The organism is Phocaeicola faecalis (assembly GCF_021730445.1).
GTDB classification, from domain to species: Bacteria; Bacteroidota; Bacteroidia; order Bacteroidales; family Bacteroidaceae; genus Phocaeicola; species Phocaeicola faecalis.
This window is the reverse complement of record NZ_JADNRM010000009.1, coordinates 87,889-108,658: the sequence shown is the minus strand read 5'-3', so window position 1 is coordinate 108,658 and position 20,770 is coordinate 87,889. Positions and strand designations below refer to the sequence as shown.

Below are 20,770 nucleotides of genomic sequence, written 5' to 3'. Positions count from 1 at the left end.
ACGATTCTTGGTTTATCGGTGAATGAAAAAAGGGGTTGTGTCAAAACGTGGATAATGCTGTCGTTTCGTTCGTAGGGGCGAGGTTCGCTCGCCCGAAAACAGTTTGTTTTGTGTCTTCGGGCAGGCAAACCCTGCCCCTACAGCTGACGATGGGATAGGTCGGTTTAGTTTTGACACACTCCCTTTACTTTTTGTTAGAGTTCGCTGTTATTCCATATAAATGGAAAGTTTGGGATAAACACTATACAGTTTGGTGTTAGTCAACTCTTCGGAGTCGGTAATACGATACAGATAGTATTTGCTGTTCGGACAGAAGTTGCTCTTGTCAGGGAAGTTAAAGTAACGGTGTCCTTGCGGAGTCTTTTTTACGGTATGTTCTTTACCTTCTGAATCCGTATAGGTATAATCTATTTTATCGTCGGGATATTCTTTGCGAACTACACTTTTCTGGTTACGGATAATGTCTATCAAGCTGAAACCTTCACCCCATAGTTCTTTGCGGCGTTCCAACCAAATAGCTTCCAGTAAATCTTCTCCTGTCAGGCTTGTTGAAATGGCTTGTGCTCCTCTGGCTGCTTTCAGTTCATTCAGTTTGTTGACAGCGTCCGGATCGTTCAGACGAGCCTTTGCTTCTGCATTGATTAGATAAATTTCGGCAACACGCATCAATACGATATCGGCAACAGTGTTCTGAATGTCGCGGAATTTAAATTTCGCATTACGCATCCATACATAAGCAGCCGATTCTACATCTGCTCCCGGGTCGGTTGCCCAATATATCATTTCTTTACGATAGTCTCCATCTTCAAATAAGTCACGGAAATAAGGATCTACATTAAAACTGTAATAATAGGATCCCGGAGTAGTGGTGTCTAGATAATAAAACTGATAACTGGCATTGTTCTGGTCATTGGTTTGAGGATGTCCCCAAATCCATTCCTTGTTTTCGGCATTACTAAAACCTTCTTTATATTCGCTTTCGCTCATTAAATAGTTGTTTTTTGCCAAAAGTTGGTCGGAATAATTCTTGGCTTTCTCCCATTGGCGTGCGTAAAGGCAAGCACGTGAAAGCAGTCCCAATACAACTTGATTGTCAATCTTATGCTTGGAATTACGTATGTATGTCTCGGGGATAAGGTCTAATGCCTTTTCCAAGTCACTGATAGATTGTGCATACACTTCGCTTACGCTGGATGCCGGCATTCCTTCAGCAGCAGAAACCTCATCGGTTGATTTTGTATAGATAGGGGCGCATACAGCATTGGGATCTTTGTCGATGGCAAAAGAATAGCATGATGCAAGATGCAGATAAAGGAATCCGCGTAATGCAAGTGCTTGTCCTTTAATGCGATCTCTGTCGTTTTGTGTTCCTTCGGCATTATCGATATTGTCCAATACTCCGTTGCAATCATTAATGACACGATAGCAAAGTAGCCAACTCAATGTGTTGGTACCGCCTTTTCCGTATATAGCATTAAATTGATTGTGCGATCTAAAGCCGTATTTGTCATTCAATACCACGTCCGATCCCATTGCGTCATTGGCACGCAGCATTGCTCCATATCCTGGGTTAGCGTAGGAATTGAAGGTTTCCATTAAGTAATTCCAACCGCCGTTAAGTACCTTTTCGGCATCTCCTGTTTTACCGAATACCGAACCGGCATCTACAGAAGTTGTAGGGATTGTATCCAAATCGCAGGAAGTCAGTATGCTGGCTCCTAATGCAACTGAAAGTATATATTTAAAAATTGTCTTCATATTCTTTTCCTGTATTAAAGTTTCACATTGATACCGAATGAAATGGTTTTCATTGTCGGATAGCGATAATAGGTCGAGCCACTATATGTCTGTTCGGGGTCTAAACCTTGCTGTTTAGTTAATGTCAGCATATTTTCTGCTTGGAAGAAGATGCTGGCATCTTTCAATGTCAGTGTGTTGAGCAATGACTTTGGCAGATTATAAGAGAATGTGATGTTCTTCAAACGCAGGTATGAGCGGTCTACCAAAAAGCGGTTTGAAGAATTTGTCCATGAACTCTTCGGTGAAGTTGTTAAACGGGGAACATCTGCATTCGGGTTTTCCGGTGTCCAGCGGTCCAGCATATCTACACTCCATCCTGTTCCTGAAGGACCTTGGCTCAGCAAGGATACCTTATCGCTGTTGTAAATCTTGCCTCCTAATGAATAAGAGAAGAGAAGCGATAATGTGAAATCTTTATATGAGAGTTCGGACTGTAAACCACCTGTCCAATCGGGTAATGAATTACCGCATTTTACTCTGTCGTTTGTGGTGGTTGACGAGTAGTCTTCCGTTGTTATTTTGTCACCTTCGGTATTATAACGATACCACATCGGATTACCGTTTTCAGAATTAATGCCGGCCCATTCTATCAGGTAGAAATCATATAAAGAACCGCCTTTCACCCATTTCTTGTTACCACTCCACATTACTTCAGATGGCAGTGAGGTGATTTTGTTTTTATAAGTTGTGGCATTGAAAGAAAGTTTCCATTTCCAGTCTTGTGTCATGATAGGATAGCCTGATAATTGAAATTCCCAACCATAGTTTTTGATGGAGCCAATGTTTTCATCCATACTTGAGAAGCCTGAAGACTGGACAAGGTCTTTGGAGAATAGCAAATCTTTGGAGCGGCGCTCAAAGAACTCGACAGTACCGGTCAAGCGGTTGTCCCATAAGCCGAAGTCCAAACCGATGTTGGTATTCAGGTTGGTTTCCCATGTTAAATTCGGAGTAGCCAAGCGTGAAGCATGTAAACCGGATTCACCGAGATTATTACGGATTGAATAGAGTGCCTGATAAGCATAATAACCGATGTTATCGTTACCTTGCGCACCATAGCTGGCACGTAATGTCAAGTTAGAAAGCCATGAAGATGTTTTCTCCATAAAACTTTCTTGCATCACTTTCCAAGAACCTCCTACAGACCAGAAAGTACCCCAACGGTGGTCGGGATGGAAGCGTGAAGAGCCGTCTGAACGAACCGATGCTGATAAGAAATATTTTTGATCGTATGAGTACTCCGCACTACCGAAAAAGCTCAATAATTTGTATTGGTCGCTGTTACCGCCGAAATCACCTAAAGAAGAGGCTGCATCCGGTTCGTAGAAACCATCCATAATAATTTGACTGCGGTAACCGCCAAAGTTAGAGGTATTATATTCATAATATTCCTGTCCGGCCATTACGCGCACATTATGTACGTCTTTAAAGGTATGCTGGTAGTTAATGACATTATTGAAGGTCATACCGGTTGTGCGGTAGTTGTATTTACTTACTTCACCGCCTGTAATAGAGCTGGGGCCGTAAGTGGGATTAGCATAGTCATGGTTGAATTTGCTATTGTAGTCAATGTTTAGTGACATTTTATAAGAAAGACCTTCAATAGGGGTGATTTGAATGAAACCACGGAGCGAAGCGGCATCACGTTTAATTTCACTTTTATCGTGAGGCATAGAGGCTAATAAGTTGTATTTAGCGTATGAGTTCGGGCGATATTCACCATAGTCAAATTGACGGTCACCGTTTTCATCCAATAAATATGCACCGGTTGCTAAATCACGTTGGTATACCGGATAAAATGGGCGGACTGAACGGGCAAATAATACCACGTTGCTGATCGTTGAATCGTCTTGTTTCGGATAATCCTGAATGGAGTGGGTTCCTGATACATTTAATCCGACCTGTAACCATTTCCGGATGTCAGAAGTTATATTTGCACGAAGAGTATAGCGTTTGAATCCTGAACAGATATATGCACCCTGATCATCCATATAACCTGCTGAAACGAAATATTTGGATGTCTTGCTACCGCCACTGACGCGCACGTTCAAGTCTGTGTAGTGTGCATTTTGTGAAAGGGCGTCGTCCCAGCTGTCGTTCCATAACGGAGTAGCTCCTGATACCAGTTTCCCATTGTGACCGATAGGTTCGGGAATTCCGGTTCCGTAAGGATTGATACCCAAACGGCCAACTACGTTGCTTGATGCCCACGCAGCAGCATCTTCAGCAGAGTAACCGTTATCCATACGATAATTACGTAATGCCTCCCAGTATAATTCGAAATATTGGTTTGTATTTAACTGGTCGTAGTCGGCGCGTGCACGGCTGGAGAAACCATATTTGGCAGACAGTTCGATAACAGGTGCACTGTCTTTAGCCCCTTGTTTGGTTGTAATCATGATTACACCATTAGCAGCACGAGAACCGTAAAGAGCAGCAGATGCAGCGTCTTTCAATACGGTGATTGATGCAATATCCGATGATGCAATAGAAGACAGATTTCCATCATAAGGCACACCATCTACCACATAAAGCGGAGTGTTTGAAGCATTGACAGAGCCTACACCACGAATCAGGATTGTTGCATCCGACCCCGGTTGTCCACTTGATGAAAATGATTGTAGTCCGGCTACTGTTCCTTGTAATGCTTTTGATACATTACTTACTTGTGATTTTTCAATCGTTCCTGCGGCAATATAACTAGCCGAACCCGTAAAAGTGGACTTTTTGGCAGTACCGTAAGGCACAGTAATGACCACTTCATCTACCATTAGACTGCTCTCTTTCAGTTCTACATTGATAACTTTACGGTTATTCACCGGAATAGTGACTGTTTCATAACCGATAAAAGAAAAGATGAGGCTTTCATTACCTCTCACCTGAAGTTGGTAATTACCATTGGCACTGGTAATAGTACCGCGAGGTTGTCCTTTTACAGCTATGGTAACACCCGGCATTTCCTCTCCTCCGGCTGTTACTTTACCAGTTACTGTAATTTCCTGCGCATATGTAGTAATACAAAATAGTAAACTACATAAAAATAAAGAAATTTTGCTCATATAAACTTGGCTTTTAATTTTGGATTTTACTAATAGCCACTTTCTGTGACCTTTATGTTGATGAATTCTTTATCTCATTTTTTATTATATCAGTGCTTGTCTTGTTTCCCCTTTATTATTTTCTTTCATAAATTATGCTCTGCTTGCTTTTGAGTAATAGTTTAAATTATAATATAATGGGCGCAAATATATGTATTTTAATTTGAATAGAATAAAGTTTTTTAATGTATTTTTATTGCTAAGGCAAGCGATGACGAGATTTATTCACTAATGTTAAACGAGCGGGTGCTTGAAGTCTGTTAAGATTTTGCATGTTTGTTACAACGTTGCTTCTGTTTATGGCAACAAGTTCTTCAAAGCAGTATGTGTGTTTTTCTTTCTATAAGAAGAATCGGATGGCAACTATTGATTATCAAGCATTTTTCTAGAAAAAAAGTTTGTGTATATACTTTATAATCATCAGGAGCAAGTGTTTATTTAAGAGTAGCATAGACTGGAGTAAAATGAAAAACGGAAAATTATAGAGGAATTGGATATGTACTAGAGTAAATTGGAGCAAGATAGAAAAGATTTCATCTAAAATGTTTATCTTTGCAACTCAATAACAAATAAGTACTTACACGCTATGAATATAGAAGAAAAACTTACCGCGTCCATTATCAGCGCTATCAAAATGCTGTACGGACAGGAAGTACCAGTAAAAATGGTACAGCTCCAGAAGACAAAGAAAGAGTTTGAAGGACACCTCACATTGGTTGTTTTCCCTTTCTTGAAAATGTCTAAGAAAGGCCCTGAACAGACTGCACAGGAAATCGGCGGATATTTGCACCAGAATGCTCCTGAGCTGATATCTGCTTATAATGCGGTAAAAGGATTCTTGAACTTGACTATTGCTTCGGATTGTTGGATTGAACTGTTGAATTCTATTCAGGCTCAACCGGAATATGGTATAGAGAAAGCTACTGAAAACTCTCCGTTGGTGATGATTGAGTATTCTTCGCCGAATACGAACAAGCCTTTACACTTGGGACACGTCCGTAATAACCTGCTGGGTAATGCATTGGCAAATGTGATGGCGGCAAATGGCAATAAGGTGGTGAAAACCAATATTGTAAACGACCGCGGAATCCATATCTGCAAGTCTATGCTGGCTTGGTTGAAATATGGTAATGGTGAGACTCCCGAATCGTCAGGCAAGAAGGGTGACCACCTGATTGGCGATTATTATGTAGCTTTTGATAAGCACTACAAGGCGGAAGTAAAAGAGCTGATGGCCCAATATCAGGCAGAAGGAATGAATGAGGAAGAAGCTAAAGCAAAGGCTGAGGCTAACTCGCCTTTGATGCAGGAAGCTCGCGAAATGCTGCGTAAGTGGGAGGCTAACGACCCCGAAATCCGTGCGCTTTGGAAAAAGATGAACGATTGGGTGTATGCCGGTTTTGATGAAACCTATAAGATGATGGGAGTTGGTTTTGATAAGATTTACTATGAATCGAATACCTATCTGGAAGGGAAGGATAAAGTGATGGAAGGGCTTGAAAAGGGATTCTTCTATCGTAAGGAGGATAATTCGGTATGGGCCGACCTTACCGCGGAAGGATTGGACCATAAACTGTTGCTTCGTGGAGACGGTACTTCGGTTTATATGACTCAGGATATAGGTACTGCCAAACTCCGTTTTCAGGACTATCCCATCGATAAGATGATATATGTAGTAGGAAATGAGCAGAATTATCATTTTCAGGTATTGTCCATCTTGCTTGATAGGTTGGGTTTTGAATGGGGTAAAGGATTGGTTCACTTCTCATACGGTATGGTAGAGTTGCCGGAAGGTAAGATGAAGAGTCGTGAAGGAACTGTGGTGGATGCCGACGACTTGATGGAAGGCATGATTGAGACAGCAAAAGAAACTTCAGCCGAATTGGGTAAATTGGACGGATTGTCTAAAGAAGAAGCCGATGATATTGCCCGCATTGTAGGTTTGGGTGCTTTGAAGTATTTTATCCTGAAAGTGGATGCACGTAAGAACATGACGTTTAATCCGAAGGAATCCATTGATTTCAATGGTAATACAGGACCTTTCATCCAATATACTTATGCCCGTATCCAGTCGGTGTTGCGTAAAGCAGCCGAATCAGGCATCGCTGTTCCCGAAGTGATTCCGGCAGGATTGCAGTTGAGTGCAAAAGAAGAAGGCTTGATTCAGATGTTGGCTGACTTCAAGACGGTTGTAAAGCAAGCAGGTACGGATTATAATCCATCTATTATTGCCAACTATACATACGATTTGGTGAAGGAATATAATCAGTTCTACCATGATTTCAGCATCTTGCGTGAAGAAGACGAAGCGCTTAAGATTTTCCGTCTGGCATTGAGTGCCAATGTGGGCAAGATTGTGAAGACTGCAATGGGACTGTTGGGTATTGAAGTGCCGGAGCGCATGTAATGTAAGCAATCCGTACGCAGGGTGTAATCTCAATGCAGATGGCAAAAAAACAGAAATATTATGTAGTATGGAAAGGAGTCAGTCCGGGAGTATATCACTCTTGGACTGATTGCCAATTACAGATTAAGGGTTATGAAGGTGCACTCTACAAATCCTTTGACACCCGGGATGAAGCAGAACAGGCGTTTGCTTCCTCTGCTTTCCATTATGTGGGAAAGAATGCGGTGAAGAAAGAAGAAGTCCCCCGGCAACTTCCCGAGAATTTTGATATGAACTGCCTGGCAGTCGATGCCGCTTGTAGCGGAAACCCCGGCCCTATGGAGTATCGGGGTGTTTATCTTCTTACCGGGCAGGAAATTTTTCATTTCGGCCCTGTATATGGAACTAATAATATCGGTGAGTTTCTCGCCATAGTGCATGCATTGGCATTGATGAAACAAAAAAAAATCAATATGCCTGTTTACTCAGATAGCCGGAATGCCCTGAGCTGGGTAAAGCAGAAGAAATGCAAGACCAAGCTCGAACGTACTCCAAGGACAGAAGAACTCTTTCGGATGATAGAGCGAGCTGAAAACTGGTTGAGAGATAATGCTTATACCACTCCCTTATTGAAATGGGAGACCGACCGTTGGGGAGAGGTCCCCGCAGACTTCGGACGGAAATAAAGATATCTATAATAAATGAAAGATATGAAGAAACGGATTGCCTATATCAGCCTGTACTTCTTTACAGTCTTACTGATATTTATTTTGCAGAAGCCATTGTTTATGCTTTATAATGGTGCTATTGAGAAAGGATTTGGCTTTACTGATTTTCTGCACGTGATGATTCACGGAGCCGGTCTTGATGCAGCCATGACCGGTTATCTGACGGCATTTCCTTTTCTTCTTATATTGATTAGCATTTGGTTTCAACGGTTCCCATTGAAGAAAATCCTCTGGGGATATTATGTGCTCATTGCCACCCTTGTTTCTGTCATATTTGTGGTAGACATGGGGCTTTATCCTTTTTGGGGATTTAAGTTGGATGCCTCTATTTTCCTTTATATTGATTCTCCCAAAGAAGCTTTGGCAAGTGTGTCGCCGGGATTCATTCTCCTGCGGGTATTGGCGATATTAGTGCTTATCATATTGAATACGTGGATATTGCTGAAAATAACTCCTTCGGTTTTGACACTTGTCCGAACAAGGCTGGCAGGGACAGGAATTATGCTGCTGATAGGCGGAGTACTGTTTATCATTATCCGGGGTGGAGTTACCGAGTCGACTTCCAACGTCGGTCAGGTGTATTTCAGTAGTGAGCAGTTTTTGAATCATTCGGCAGTCAATCCTGATTTCAGTTTGCTCTCCTCCATGGGGAAATCGCAAGACTTTGCATCTGAATTTAATTTCTTCGAAGAAGGAAAACGCGCCGAACTGTTTGACGGACTTTATCCCTCGACAGACGGTGACAGCATCATGGAGGTATTGAATACGAAGCGTCCCAATATTCTTGTCATTTTGATGGAGAGTTACGGAGGTACTTTTATCGAACCTCTGGGCGGTCTTCCTGATGTAGCTCCTCATTTCAATCGCTTGACAGAAGAAGGTGTTTTCTTCACAAACTGTTATGCCAACAGTTTCCGGACCGACCGTGGTACCGTCTGTACCTTCAGTGGATATTTGGGACTCCCGACGGCCTCGGTCATGAAAATCCCGGCAAAGAGCCGCACTTTGCCTTCCATTGCAGAGGAATTGGTGAAAGCAGGGTATAAGACCGATTTTCTTTATGGAGGAGATATCAACTTTACCAATATGAAGAGCTATTTGTTGAGTAAGGGTTATCAGCGTCTTACTGCCGACAAAGATTTCTCTTTAGCCGAACAGACCAGCAATGCATGGGGAGTAAATGATGATATTACATTTGAGCATCTGTACAATCAATTGAAAGATAGAAAAGAAACTCCGTGGCACACGGCTTTCCTTACCCTGAGCAGTCACGAACCATTTGAAGTTCCTTATCATCGCTTGGACGAACAGATTCCCAATGCCTTTGCCTTTACAGATGATTGCTTGGGCAAATTTATAGAGAAACTGAAACAGACTCCGGTATGGAAGGATTTGCTGGTTATCTGTTTGCCCGATCATGGCTTTTATTATCCCCGCGAAGGGTTGAATACTTCCCCCCGATTCTATCACATACCTATGCTATGGCTGGGCGGGGCGGTGAAGCAGCCGATGAAAATAGACAAGATTATGAATCAGGCTGATTTAGCTGCTACTTTATTGGGGCAACTGGAGTTGGATCATTCTTCTTTCAACTTCAGCCGCAATGTGTTGGGCAGTGATTATACCTATCCTTTTGCTTTTTATAGTTTCAACAACGGCTTTGCTTTCCGTGACAGTACGGGAGTGACGGTTGTTGATAATAATTCGGGAAACATATTGCTGGATGAACCAGCCGGAACAAATGACCGTATAGACAAAGGTAAAGCAATTCTTCAAAGTGTATACGACGATTTGGGAAGACGATAAACGGTTTATTATCCTTTCTCCTCCTTCTCCAGAGTGCCGGTACCCATGTGTAGGACATGAGGCCCCGGCAGCTTTTTTAATGTAATTGTTTGATTCCGAATGGTGTCTCCGTGATACCTGTTTTACGTGTATTACGACGGATATTGATATTCTTCTCTATCGACTCTTTTGTCTTGTAAGGACGTTTATGATCCAAATGAAGCACAATGGCAGAATAGCGTATCTGCTTGGATTTGATTCCCAAGTTGAACATCCGTTCTCCGAACTCCCTGTCCTGTCCGCCATAATGCATCTCTTCATTAAATCCGTTGACAGTGAGTATATCCTCACGCCATCCGGAAGCATTGCAACCGTTCCATGTGGCTTTGGTCGGGGTGATAGCGTTCATAAAACGTGTAAAAGCTTTGTTCTTAATTAGCTTGGTACATTTGAAACTGCATTTCATGCGCTGTTCTTTCAGCCAGGAAAGAGAAAAGGCATTCTCACTTTCTATATCGTTATAAGTAAGCTGCCTGCTGATATCCATCGGCAGCTTGAAGTAGCCTCCCGACAGGAAATATCCCTTTTCGGCGTATGCATTATGAGTAGCTATAAAGTCTTTACGCGGTATGCAGTCCTGATCTGTAAATATCAGATAATCAGATTCAGAAGCCAGAATAGCACTGTTTAGGATTCGTGATTTCTGGAATCCGTTATCTTCATGCCACACATGCTTGATGGGCAGTTTGTCCTTAAAGCTTTCTATCAGTTGGCGGGTGTCTTCTTTAGAACCATCATCGGCAATGACTATTTCATCCGCTGGATGTGTTTGAAAAAGATAACCCCAGAGGACTTTTTCAAGCCATGCCGGGTTATTGTAAGTAGAGATAATTACTCCGATACTGTAGGCAGAAGTTTGCTTCATAATTCATAGTTATGATATAATGTGGACAAAGATACTAATTATCTTTGGAAAAATCTAACGAATGAGGTGAAATAATGATGGCAGCACTGGTATTCAATGACTTATGAGGACTTTCGATGAAAGCCTCGCTGATGCAAAAGTGCAAGGAAATGAAAGGTAATGAAGGCAGACGGTTTTCAAATCATTACCCGATAATGAGGTAAGTTTATAGGTCGTTGGAGTTTATTTCTACTCTCTGCTACATTCTGCATAACAGTGTACAACTCGCTGATAACTAATTTTGTAACCAAAAAGAATTGGATTATGCGAAGTACATTTAAGGTGCTGTTCTACGTGAACGGAAGCAAGGAGAAAAACGGTATTGTCCCCATTATGGGGCGAGTTACAATCAACGGTTCTGTGGCTCAATTCAGTTGCAAACTGACTATTGCAAAAACAATGTGGGATGCAAAAGGCAATCGGGCAAAAGGCAAGAGCAAAGAATCAAGAGACATCAATTTGGCTTTGGATAACATCAAGGCCCAAATCATCAAGCATTATCAACGCATTTCGGATAGAGAAGCCTATGTTACTGCCGAAATGGTACGCAATGCCTATCAAGGTATCGGAACGGAATACGAAACATTGCTTGGCGCTTTTGATAAAGACAACGAGAGTTTCAAGAAACGTATAGGCATAGACCGTGCAGCAAGTTCCTATAAGGTGCGTGTAAGGTCACGAAATCATTTGGCTGCATTCATCAAGAAGTGCTTCAAGCGTAGTGATATTTCTATGCTTGAACTTACTCCCGACTTCATAAAGGAGTATGAAATTTATCTCTCTACCGATGCAGGACTGCACAATGGCAGTGTGTGGTCGCATTGTATGTGGCTGAAAACAATCGTGACCAAGGCTCATTATAACGGACTGACACCACGAAATCCGTTTGCTCAGTATCGGGTAAATCAGAACATCAAGGAGCGACAATATCTTACAGAAGATGAAATCAAGGCTGTAATGACACACGAATTTGCGGATAAGAAATTGGCTTACATCCGAGACCTGTTCGTGTTTGCAAGTTTTACAGCCTTGTCATTCGTGGATATTAAGGAACTGACTACCGATGATATTGTAGAGATTAACGGAGAGAAGTGGATTCTATCCAAGCGACACAAGACAAAGGTAAATTTCCAAGTGAAGTTGCTGGATATTCCATTGCAGATAATCAAACGTTACGAGAGGTTTCAAGAGGACAAATTGGTGTTCCCAAATCTCAACTATTGGAACATCTGTAAACCACTGAAAAAGATGATAAAAGAGTGCGGTATTACGAAGGATATTTCATTCCATTCAAGTCGCCATGGATTTGCTACGCTTGCTCTCAGCAAGGGTGTTCCCATTGAGAGTGTAAGCCGAGTATTGGGGCATACGAACATTACCACGACACAGAAATATGCCAAGATTACCACAGAGAAAATAGACAAGGATTTGACGATGTTCGGCAACAGACTTAATCAATCTTTTAGTGAAATCTCAATAGCAATGTAACTATGGAACGAGCAATTATAACAATCAGTGAAAGTGGTAGAGTAAATATCCCAAGCAAAAGTGTTTGGATGTCGGAAATGGAATTGGTAGAGTTGTTCGGGGTGATAGCCCCGACACTCCGAGCCGCCATAAAAGCTATTTATAGGAGTGGGACTCTTTCCCCTGCAACTACCCTACGATGCGATTTGGCTACGCCTAAAAGTTGGGCTACATTCTACAATCTTGAAGTGGTCATTGCACTGGCGTTTCGATTGAGCACCTATGAAGCGAGTAGAATAAGACAAAAGGTGTTGGAGAGTTTGTGTCAGCGAAAAGAGAGTGGAATTAGCATACTTCTATCATTAGGAAGCATCGAGCATCATATCACACCTAAAAGGCTATGCTAATATAAGAATGAGACCTGCTATTCTCACGAACGGCAGGTCTCAACTAACGTCTTATATGTAAATATCTATCAAAGGGATGATAGAGTTTCTTTTTAGATATACACCCGAATAGAGGGTATAGTAATCAATAGTATGCTTTTAATAAACTTTTACACCGTCAATAGTAACAGAGAGTTTATCTGTTCCCATTGAGTTTTTATTAGCCCAAAGAGTAGTGCCAGTATTGATACCCTTGTCATTGATTTCATAACCATTGACAACTGTATTGTTTACAACAAGTGTATAAGACTTACCATAGTCGTTGCCTATCTCGATAGCAGCTTTAAGGTCTGTCAAACCTCCCTTATCATTAAATACGCTATTTTCAATTTTCAACTTCGTATTTTCTCTACCATAGAGAAGCATAGCCTTACCATCTGAATTGAATGTACATTTATCAAATGTGGCATTTGGAGCACCCCAAGTCCAAATATTGTAAACATCACCAGACACATTAAAAGTACAGTTCTCAAACTTGCTGTCACCATAAAGTGTGTATGTGCCATTGATTACACAATTCTTGTAAGTGCCGTTACAACGAGCATAGCCAATATAAGTTGAGCTGTTTGTTGTAATAGTAATACTTTCGAAAGTGACTGTAGAACCATCGAAAGCATAGTCGCAGTTTTCACCACCTGTACCAACTTTAGTTACAGCGACTTTTACATCTTCAGGAGTACCAGTACCTATAATTGTCAAAGTCTTTCCTTTTGCTGATGATGGTATTACATAGTTACCTTGTGTCAAATTTATTGTAGTCGCTCCGTCAGAAATTGCATTTGTAATACCTTCGTTGCTTGAAGCAATATAATTGCCATTGGCATCTTTGACAACTCCCTCTGCTATTACTGAAACATTACCGTTTACATTTACGGTTTGATTCTCGTTGTTAGCAATAATATGAGTATTTACACCGTTTCCGAGAGTATTGTTGTTAATGTTTGCAGTATAGTTGGTACCAGGATAAGCACTTGAACCCAACTCAACAAAGTTCTCAGAATTATTCACAATATTATTTGAGAACGTGGCTATATTACCATTTTGAGCAACATACTTCAGAGTATAATCCTTCTTGGTATTGAAACTACAATTGTTAACTTCCATATTAACATAGCCATAAATTTGCATAGCACGTGCATTTGCGTGGTCATCTTTTCCTTCAAAAGTACAATTATTGAACGACAGGGACATAACATTATTTTCAGTTGTCCACCAAGTCATCACACCTGTTTCCTTACCTGAGGTTCCTGCAACAATAAATGCACAATCTTCGAAAGTAAGATTACCTCCCCAAGCACCAACACAAGGTGCTATATTTGGTGCTGTTCCCGTGAACCAACCTGCCGTAGTGACAGAATTGTCAAAAGTAATACCTTTCACCTTAACTGTTGAAGGAGTAGCGTTTGATTGGTGATCAAGAGCAGCGATAACAACATTAGGACCTGCTGCTTCAAGGGTAAAGTTCTTGCCACCCGTAACTTTAACAACTTCGGTGTATGTGCCGGTTGCCACCTTGATTACTTCACCATCTTTAACATTATTGACAGCATCTTGGATGGTTGCATAATATACACCATTGATATTTACAGGCTGTGCTTCACCATTATTGTATTCACCATCATAAATCGGGTCGATTGTGATATTGAATGTAACATCACCTGTCAAAATTTTACCAATGATATTAGTGCGCCAGTTACGCTGAACTGGAACAGCGTTAAGACCTTCGCTAAAGTTGATATTATTACCACTTTTAGGAGCAAAAGTAAAGTCCAAATCTTCTAATGTAGCCTTTGCGTAACCTGTAGTAGCATCATTGGCCAAGATGTAACTCATTGAAAGGTACACATATTTTTCTTTTGTTCCATCCTTATCCAAATCAACATCCAATGTTTCAGGAGTAGTGAACTGAGTAGGGATGGTAGCAAAACCATACTCTACAGTTTCTTCACCCTCAACTTCACCTGTAAGCAAATTGATAGATGTTGCGGCTTTTTCAATAGTTACCTTTGATTTTTCTATCTCAATTTCTGAAGCAACAGCTGCATCCCAATCAGTCTGGTAAACACCTACGTTAATCTGAGCAAAAGGACGTTTCAATACAACATCGATTTCAGTATTACCTGTAACAGTAAATGTTTCGGCTTTGAAGAATGCATCACGAGTTTCATCGTTATTAAGACCTGCATAATCAATAGTTACATTTTTCAAGTCTGTTGTTGTGTAAGCTGTACAGTTTGGATTCTGAGCCCAAAAAGCTACTGTATATTGCTGACCTTTAGCCAATGTAATGGTTACATTTTCAGTAAGACCATTGTCGAAAGCACTATTATCAACAATCTGTCCATTTACATCTGTATTTGCAATTGTTTTAATGAGCTCACCATTAGCATTATAAACTGCATATACCAACTTCTTTGCACCTGTACCATCACTGATAGCACGGGTAGCTATACCACCTTCGGCAGCAAGTGAGAACGTCACCTGCGCCTCATTTCCTGACTGAACTACATCCAGTTCGTCATTCGAACACGATGTTGCGAGCAACATACCTGCTGCTGCGAACATACCTAAGAATAATTTCTTGTTCATCTTTGAAAAATTTAATTGTTATACAAATAGTTATTTTGATTTTCTTGTTTCTTAATGTTTGCCACATCCCTTGTAAATGTCGCACCCATTGTCGAGGGCTGCTCTGCATAGGCAGAACCGAGTATTATCATCAATCTGTCGTTGCCTGCTGATGCAGGGTAAAGGTCTCGGAACTATTCCTCACCTTTGCGGTGTTAGTTTGTTTATTCTTTTTTGTTCGGCTTTTAACTCGTTATTAGGGTTATACTTATATTGAAAATCTCTTATTCTGTTGGTGTGAAATTTCCTGCGATGTTGCTTCTTTGGTTTGCCTCTATCTCCACCTGTGGAAATTCTACCATTTTGCTGTTATTGCCATCAGTCAAAGTCAATTTGGCAGAAATATTTGTGGCTGTGGTCGGAGCAAACACATATCCCATAGCGAGGTAGTTATATTCTGTGCCGTCAGCCGAGAATGTCTCGGTTGTGGTATCATTGAAATTCCAAGTAAATTCGGCATTTCCGCTTACTGTGTTCGTGAATGGATAGAATGTGTTTGGGACTGCCTTTGCAGTAAATGTGGCTTGCATCGGTGTCCCTGTAGTACCTACATTGATTTGAGCCAACGGGCGGACAAGTTCAACAGGGTAACTGCAATCTCCTGTAATGGTAATATCTTCCATCGTGGCAAAAAAAACGTCTGCGGCTTCTGCCTCAGAGAATGTAATCGGATTGGGCAGAGTATTCATTTCAATGGCGGTCAGATCATCTATATTGTAGATGTTCTGATTGTTATCATACGCCCAAAAGACAAAACTATATGTCTGTTCCTGAGCCAATGTTAGCTGCACATTAACCGAAGTGCCGTTTATCGGGAACGATTGGCGGTCTATTTCATAATAGTTCCAACTGCCACCGCTGTTGGTATGCACATCGGCAACACCCTTTTTGAATATGCCGACCACAAGGGTATTCACTTGCTCCGCCTTACCGAATGAACGGGTACGGGTGTCAGTTGGAAGTGTGGCTGTGAAACTCACCTGAACATCGCCCACATCGTGCAATTCATCCGAACAGGATTGTATGCCTATCATAGTCAAGGCAAGCATTGCCAATATTGATATGTTATGTAGTAGATTCTTCATTATGTCTATCTGTTAGGGAAAAATAAGGTTATGGTCTCCGTCAAAGTCGGGATTGATGGTAACACCTCCCGAAGCCTCCGACATCAGGAACATACCTGTCATTATGGTATGATGGCTACGCTTCAACGGAACTTCTATCGGCTCGGTCAAGGAGAGTTGTGTACCCTCATTGTCATAGATACCGATCTGCACGGTTACAGCCGATTTCTTGCCGTTCACAAACACATAGTCAAATCCCATTGTAGCCTCCGATTCAGAGAGCTTTCTCAATGTGGATTCAAACATCACTCCCGTAGAGGAGTCCACAGGCTTGTCGGTATTCATACTGTAAGCATCGGGCATAAATCCTACATAGTAGAACACCACCTTGTAATCCTCGATGTTTACGGCTCTTGTCGGGGTATCATCTGTTGATGCAGCCTTGTTTCCGTTGGCTTTCGAAGCGACACGTACAGATTCCTTGTCTATAAACTCCACCACATCGTTTGTTACGAACTCAAATTTGGCAAGAGGACGCTGCATCGCAATATCCAATGTATCGGGCAAATGCTCCATAATATCCGCTACAAGGGAAATGTTGTTTGAGCCTCGGAAGGCATCCCGATAGTCATTATTACCCTTGTGGTCGCCTTGCAGTCTGATTTCCGCAAAGTTGTCGGTATTGTGGAAATGGCTGTCACCGCTTGTCTGCACCAAGTCCGACCATACCATCACATTGTAGTTGCCGGGCAAGAGGTCGAGCGTCACTTCGTGGTCATAACCCTCTGATATATCTTTCGTGAATACGAACTCCTGTGTATAGTCCGATGTGGTACGCATTTTCTCCGACACGGGATAGGTGCGGACAATGTAACGTATCTTGCCATAATCACGATGATTGTCGTATGTCTCGCCATATCCCTGCTCAATGACCGATGCCCCATCATACAGATGTTCCCATTCGGTCATATCCGTTTCATAATTGAGGCGAAGATGCATTTTTACAAACTCCGGCGTTTCAGGCCATTCGTGAACATCACAAGCCGAAAGAAGCAATATCGGCAGGCACATAATAAAGTATAGAATCTTTCTCATCGCTTGCCTCCTTTCTTCTTTAAGTCAAACGAATAGGAGAACGATACCGCTGCTTGGTCGATACCCCAGTAGGTCTTCTTGATGCTCTCTATCATCAGACCGTCTTTTGTGCGTGGGGTATTGTGAAACTTGTCGTAGTGATTTGAATATACTCCTGCTCCGAGAGAGAACTCCACCCTCCAACGGTTGTTTTTGCTGATGGGCAGACGATAACCGATGCTCACACCGCAACCGATGGTAGGTGTCTCACGGTTATGGTCTTGGTAGCGGTAATCGCCATCAAAAGCAAAATTGTAGTATGCCAGTCCGAAGTGTGCTCCTGCGAAGAATCCGTCATTCTCTTCCGACAGCCAATAGCGGAACTCAGGTTGTACGGCGAAGGTGCGGAACTTGATGGTTGATTTGAAGTAGTCCCAAGCCGAGTAATAGACAGGAAGCGTAAACGACCAATGCTTTGCCAAATCTACTTCTGCGGCAACATTGGCGATAGCCATCCCCAAGCCTATGGCATTGGTCTTCAAATGGAGTTTGCGGCTCCATTCCTCCACTTCGGGAATAACCGTTTCTATAATAGCCGTTGTGTCGGGCACAATTTCAACGGCTTCAACTATTGGCTCTACCTTAATGGTATCAGGCACGATTACAGGCACTTGTATGGGTGGCAACTCTTTCTTGTAGGTTACGAATACCGCACACGCATTTCTCATCTGCTCGAAGAGGAGATTGTTCATCTGCTGCCATACCTTACCACCGTCCAATGCTCTCAATTTTACGACACGGTTGTCGATATGCGTATTCGGGTGATGATAGTCCACCAATCGGGCTTCTTCCTCCAAGATGGCAATTACTTCATCCTTACGGATAAGTCCCGAATCCTCAATCTGCGATTTGAGATAATCCCACGGGATATAGCTGTCATTATAGGTAATAAGGCTGTCGGGAATATCCACCTCACTGCGGATGAACTTTTCAAGTGCCGAGAGACGGCCTTGTGCCAACTTACGGTTGAGTTGATAACTGCCTTCGGGAGAAGCTGCTCCGCAGAAGGATACTTCAATGATATTGATTGTACTGTCTTGGCGTATAGTTCGTAGGAATTCCAACATCTCCTGCATACGGGCGGCATTGTCCGAATAGGCGGAGTCTATGACAGTACTGTTCACACGGAAGTCAATACAGATTTCCGTGTGTCTCTCTTGCGAATGCGCAATACCTACACCAAACAGCAAGAGAATCAGTGTTATACAATATTTCTTAATGCGCATAAATCAGAATAATAGGTCACTTCTCTTTGGAAGAGAGAACTTATCTCTTTGGAAGAGTGATTTATGCGACATACTGCTATTGATTACGAGTAGGTTATTTGAACAGTCACGACATAATTTGCTCAACAATCCACATTGCCACTAAACAAAATCTGAATCGAGCATAACATTTTTTAGTGTAAATTGGTGCTATTTGCCGAAAAATGTGTAATTTTGCATCGGTAATCATTTCTCTTCCAAAGAGATAAGTTCTCTCTTCCAAAGAGACCTTTCATTCGCTCAACAATCTATTCTGCTCTGCACCTTCAACATCAGCCCTATTCTTTTGGCTCTTACGGCTTATTGTGTCTTGACTTTATAATTTCAGGAGTATATTTATAGAGATATTTACGGAAAGAATGGATGTTAAGTCCAAATCGTTCAGCAATATCCTTCATCGTATCTGTGCCGTTTTTCAGACATTCGATAGCAGCCGCATATTTATCTGCCGTCTTTTGTTTCCTAAGTATCTGCTTGCGTTCCGTCTTACGATGAAGCAGTTCGGGATACTTGCTCTTTATGTAAGTTCTGAAATATTCATTGTAGCCACACTCGTCCATCACGGCATGGATAGTGGCGTTCCCTGATTTCAACATTTCTACCCCTTCAGCAAACATCTGTTCACTGGATACAAGCAACGAATTATGCTTTTCGATGGCTTCGGGATAGTTACGGCGTATAAAACCGCCTACACTATTATAGGTAAGTCCCAACCGTTTGGCAATGGATTTCAAGGACTCGGAAGTGGTTGCATAGATGCGTAGCGCCTCCGCATACTTTTCTGCACTACGATTGGAAACGACCTTACCGTCAGATGTCCTTATCATTCCACGGGCTGTAACCAATTCGGGATGATGCTCCCTGAGATACATCCTGAATGTTTCGGGATTCAGTCCAAATTCCGCTGCGACCTTTGCCGTTGGCAAATCGGTATTCTGTAATCTTTCGATTGCATTGGCATATTTCTCAGCAGAAGATTTCTTATAACGTTTGGTTTGCTCCAATGCCATACCTTCGTCAAAGCCACGTCTAAGAACCATCAGTTCGGGATACCAAGTTCTCAAGTGGTAGCGGAAGCCACCGAGAGTTACCCCAACAATACGTACTATATCCTTTACATCCCTCGATGTTGTACGATACAGGTCTATAGCCTTCTCATATTTTTCAAGAGTTTCACGGTCTGGCTCACATACAGTCCAATTTCCGTTACGCATACCTCTGACCTTTTGACCTGTTGCACGGATACGTTTCTCCTCCCTATTACGGGTAATTTGTGGGTAATAGGCTAAGATGTGTTCTCGCAAACCCGTGTAGGATACATTACAAGCCTCTGCAACCTCTTCAATGGTTTTATCGGATGATTGCAACATCTCAATGGCAGTAGCATACTCTTCCTTGCTCCACTTGCGTGCTCCATATTGCAGATTGACGGTTATTCCTATCCGTCTGCGTTCCTGTTCTCTGCGTGGTACGATATCGGGGTAATGTCTGCGAAGTTGGCTTGCCAAAGAGGAACAATCTACGTTGAAGATACGTGCTATCTGGGATATATTGTATTCAATATACTCCATACTGTCGCAAGCGTCAATGGCATCCTTGTATTTGTAATGGGCGGCAGTAGTTTGACCTTTCTTTCCTCTAAGTTTGACATTCTTAAATTCTGTAAGATTATGTCGTTTGAGGATTAGGTCACGGTGATGAGTGGAGAGGTAAGAACTGAACGCGGAAAAGCCGACCCCGGTCTGCTCGCATATTTGTTTTATGGAAAGACCGGTCTCTACATAGAGGGTAATTGCATCGCTATACTTTTCTCTGGTTTCGTGTCTAATTCCTCGTTGCTCTTTCAATTTTTGGTTGCCAATTTTTATGCGTTACTTAATTGGGGTAGGCAATCGTCAGGTTTACAAGTTCTTAATTCCATATAAAGAAGCTAAAGAGTAAACCTCTCTTGATAAGAGCAATTAATATTGTAGGTCTATTCTATGAATGAGTCTATTAGCAGGTT

Annotated in this window: 13 protein-coding genes; 5 read left to right on the top strand and 8 right to left on the bottom strand. The window is 42.0% G+C overall.

What is annotated here, in order from left to right; translation table 11 throughout:
* Positions 1–207: 207 nt before the first annotated feature.
* Both IR173_RS10695 and IR173_RS10690 read right to left on the bottom strand, forming a co-directional pair.
* Positions 208–1,758 (bottom strand): RagB/SusD family nutrient uptake outer membrane protein, encoded by a 1,551-nt coding sequence (locus tag IR173_RS10695; RefSeq protein ID WP_237039589.1) that lies wholly within the window; start codon positions 1,756–1,758, stop codon positions 208–210.
* A gap of 14 nt (positions 1,759–1,772) precedes the next feature.
* Positions 1,773–4,859 carry a SusC/RagA family TonB-linked outer membrane protein gene (locus IR173_RS10690; protein WP_237039588.1) on the bottom strand — a complete coding sequence of 1,029 codons (3,087 nt, stop codon included), beginning with the start codon at positions 4,857–4,859 and terminating at the stop codon, positions 1,773–1,775.
* Between the two features lie 625 nt (positions 4,860–5,484).
* Here IR173_RS10690 and argS point away from each other — a divergent pair.
* The 3 genes from argS to IR173_RS10675 are packed head-to-tail and all read left to right on the top strand — an operon-like array spanning position 5,485 to position 9,818.
* Entirely contained in the window at positions 5,485–7,305 is a 1,821-nt protein-coding gene (argS, locus tag IR173_RS10685) for an arginine--tRNA ligase (protein WP_237039587.1), read from the top strand.
* 38 nt (positions 7,306–7,343) lie between these two features.
* A complete protein-coding gene (locus IR173_RS10680) occupies positions 7,344–7,970 on the top strand; it encodes a ribonuclease H1 domain-containing protein (RefSeq protein ID WP_237039586.1) in 627 nt (208 codons plus the stop codon).
* Positions 7,971–7,994: 24 nt separating this feature from the next.
* Positions 7,995–9,818 carry an LTA synthase family protein gene (locus IR173_RS10675; protein WP_237039585.1) on the top strand — a complete coding sequence of 608 codons (1,824 nt, stop codon included), beginning with the start codon at positions 7,995–7,997 and terminating at the stop codon, positions 9,816–9,818.
* A gap of 76 nt (positions 9,819–9,894) precedes the next feature.
* Here IR173_RS10675 and IR173_RS10670 read toward each other — a convergent pair whose 3' ends face one another.
* Positions 9,895–10,722: a glycosyltransferase family 2 protein gene (locus tag IR173_RS10670; RefSeq protein ID WP_237039584.1), complete on the bottom strand. Its 828-nt coding sequence runs from the start codon at positions 10,720–10,722 to the stop codon at positions 9,895–9,897.
* A gap of 300 nt (positions 10,723–11,022) precedes the next feature.
* Here IR173_RS10670 and IR173_RS10665 point away from each other — a divergent pair, with 300 nt between their 5' ends.
* Both IR173_RS10665 and IR173_RS10660 read left to right on the top strand, forming a co-directional pair.
* Positions 11,023–12,249: a site-specific integrase gene (locus IR173_RS10665; RefSeq protein ID WP_217788731.1), complete on the top strand. Its 1,227-nt coding sequence runs from the start codon at positions 11,023–11,025 to the stop codon at positions 12,247–12,249.
* Between the two features lie 2 nt (positions 12,250–12,251).
* Positions 12,252–12,635 carry a hypothetical protein gene (locus IR173_RS10660; RefSeq protein ID WP_237039583.1) on the top strand — a complete coding sequence of 128 codons (384 nt, stop codon included), beginning with the start codon at positions 12,252–12,254 and terminating at the stop codon, positions 12,633–12,635.
* 138 nt (positions 12,636–12,773) lie between these two features.
* Here IR173_RS10660 and IR173_RS10655 read toward each other — a convergent pair whose 3' ends face one another.
* The 5 genes from IR173_RS10655 to IR173_RS10635 form a co-directional block, all read right to left on the bottom strand.
* A complete protein-coding gene (locus IR173_RS10655; RefSeq protein ID WP_237039582.1) occupies positions 12,774–15,263 on the bottom strand; it encodes a DUF6562 domain-containing protein in 2,490 nt (829 codons plus the stop codon).
* A 263-nt stretch (positions 15,264–15,526) separates the two neighbouring features.
* A complete protein-coding gene (locus IR173_RS10650; protein WP_237039581.1) occupies positions 15,527–16,387 on the bottom strand; it encodes a DUF6562 domain-containing protein in 861 nt (286 codons plus the stop codon).
* 12 nt (positions 16,388–16,399) lie between these two features.
* A complete protein-coding gene (locus tag IR173_RS10645; RefSeq protein ID WP_237039580.1) occupies positions 16,400–17,461 on the bottom strand; it encodes a DUF6562 domain-containing protein in 1,062 nt (353 codons plus the stop codon).
* Complete coding sequence (locus IR173_RS10640; protein ID WP_237039579.1) at positions 17,458–18,726, bottom strand: DUF3575 domain-containing protein; 1,269 nt, start codon at positions 18,724–18,726, stop codon at positions 17,458–17,460. The genes IR173_RS10645 and IR173_RS10640 overlap by 4 nt, the downstream gene beginning before the upstream one ends.
* 332 nt (positions 18,727–19,058) lie before the next feature.
* Positions 19,059–20,612, bottom strand: coding sequence for a hypothetical protein (locus tag IR173_RS10635; RefSeq protein WP_237039578.1), 1,554 nt, complete (start codon positions 20,610–20,612; stop codon positions 19,059–19,061).
* Between the last annotated feature and the right edge of the window lie 158 nt (positions 20,613–20,770).

Excerpts from the sequence above, each read along its gene's own strand:
- IR173_RS10690 (WP_237039588.1), bottom strand. The coding sequence starts at position 4,859 with ATGAGCAAAATTTCTTTATTTTTATGTAGTTTACTATTTTGTATTACT.
- argS (WP_237039587.1), top strand. The coding sequence starts at position 5,485 with ATGAATATAGAAGAAAAACTTACCGCGTCCATTATCAGCGCTATCAAA.
- IR173_RS10655 (WP_237039582.1), bottom strand. The coding sequence starts at position 15,263 with ATGAACAAGAAATTATTCTTAGGTATGTTCGCAGCAGCAGGTATGTTG.
- IR173_RS10640 (WP_237039579.1), bottom strand. The coding sequence starts at position 18,726 with ATGCGCATTAAGAAATATTGTATAACACTGATTCTCTTGCTGTTTGGT.
- IR173_RS10645 (WP_237039580.1), bottom strand. The coding sequence starts at position 17,461 with ATGAGAAAGATTCTATACTTTATTATGTGCCTGCCGATATTGCTTCTT.
- IR173_RS10680 (WP_237039586.1), top strand. The coding sequence starts at position 7,344 with ATGGCAAAAAAACAGAAATATTATGTAGTATGGAAAGGAGTCAGTCCG.
- IR173_RS10650 (WP_237039581.1), bottom strand. The coding sequence starts at position 16,387 with ATGAAGAATCTACTACATAACATATCAATATTGGCAATGCTTGCCTTG.
- IR173_RS10695 (WP_237039589.1), bottom strand. The coding sequence starts at position 1,758 with ATGAAGACAATTTTTAAATATATACTTTCAGTTGCATTAGGAGCCAGC.
- IR173_RS10660 (WP_237039583.1), top strand. The coding sequence starts at position 12,252 with ATGGAACGAGCAATTATAACAATCAGTGAAAGTGGTAGAGTAAATATC.
- IR173_RS10670 (WP_237039584.1), bottom strand. The coding sequence starts at position 10,722 with ATGAAGCAAACTTCTGCCTACAGTATCGGAGTAATTATCTCTACTTAC.
- IR173_RS10675 (WP_237039585.1), top strand. The coding sequence starts at position 7,995 with ATGAAGAAACGGATTGCCTATATCAGCCTGTACTTCTTTACAGTCTTA.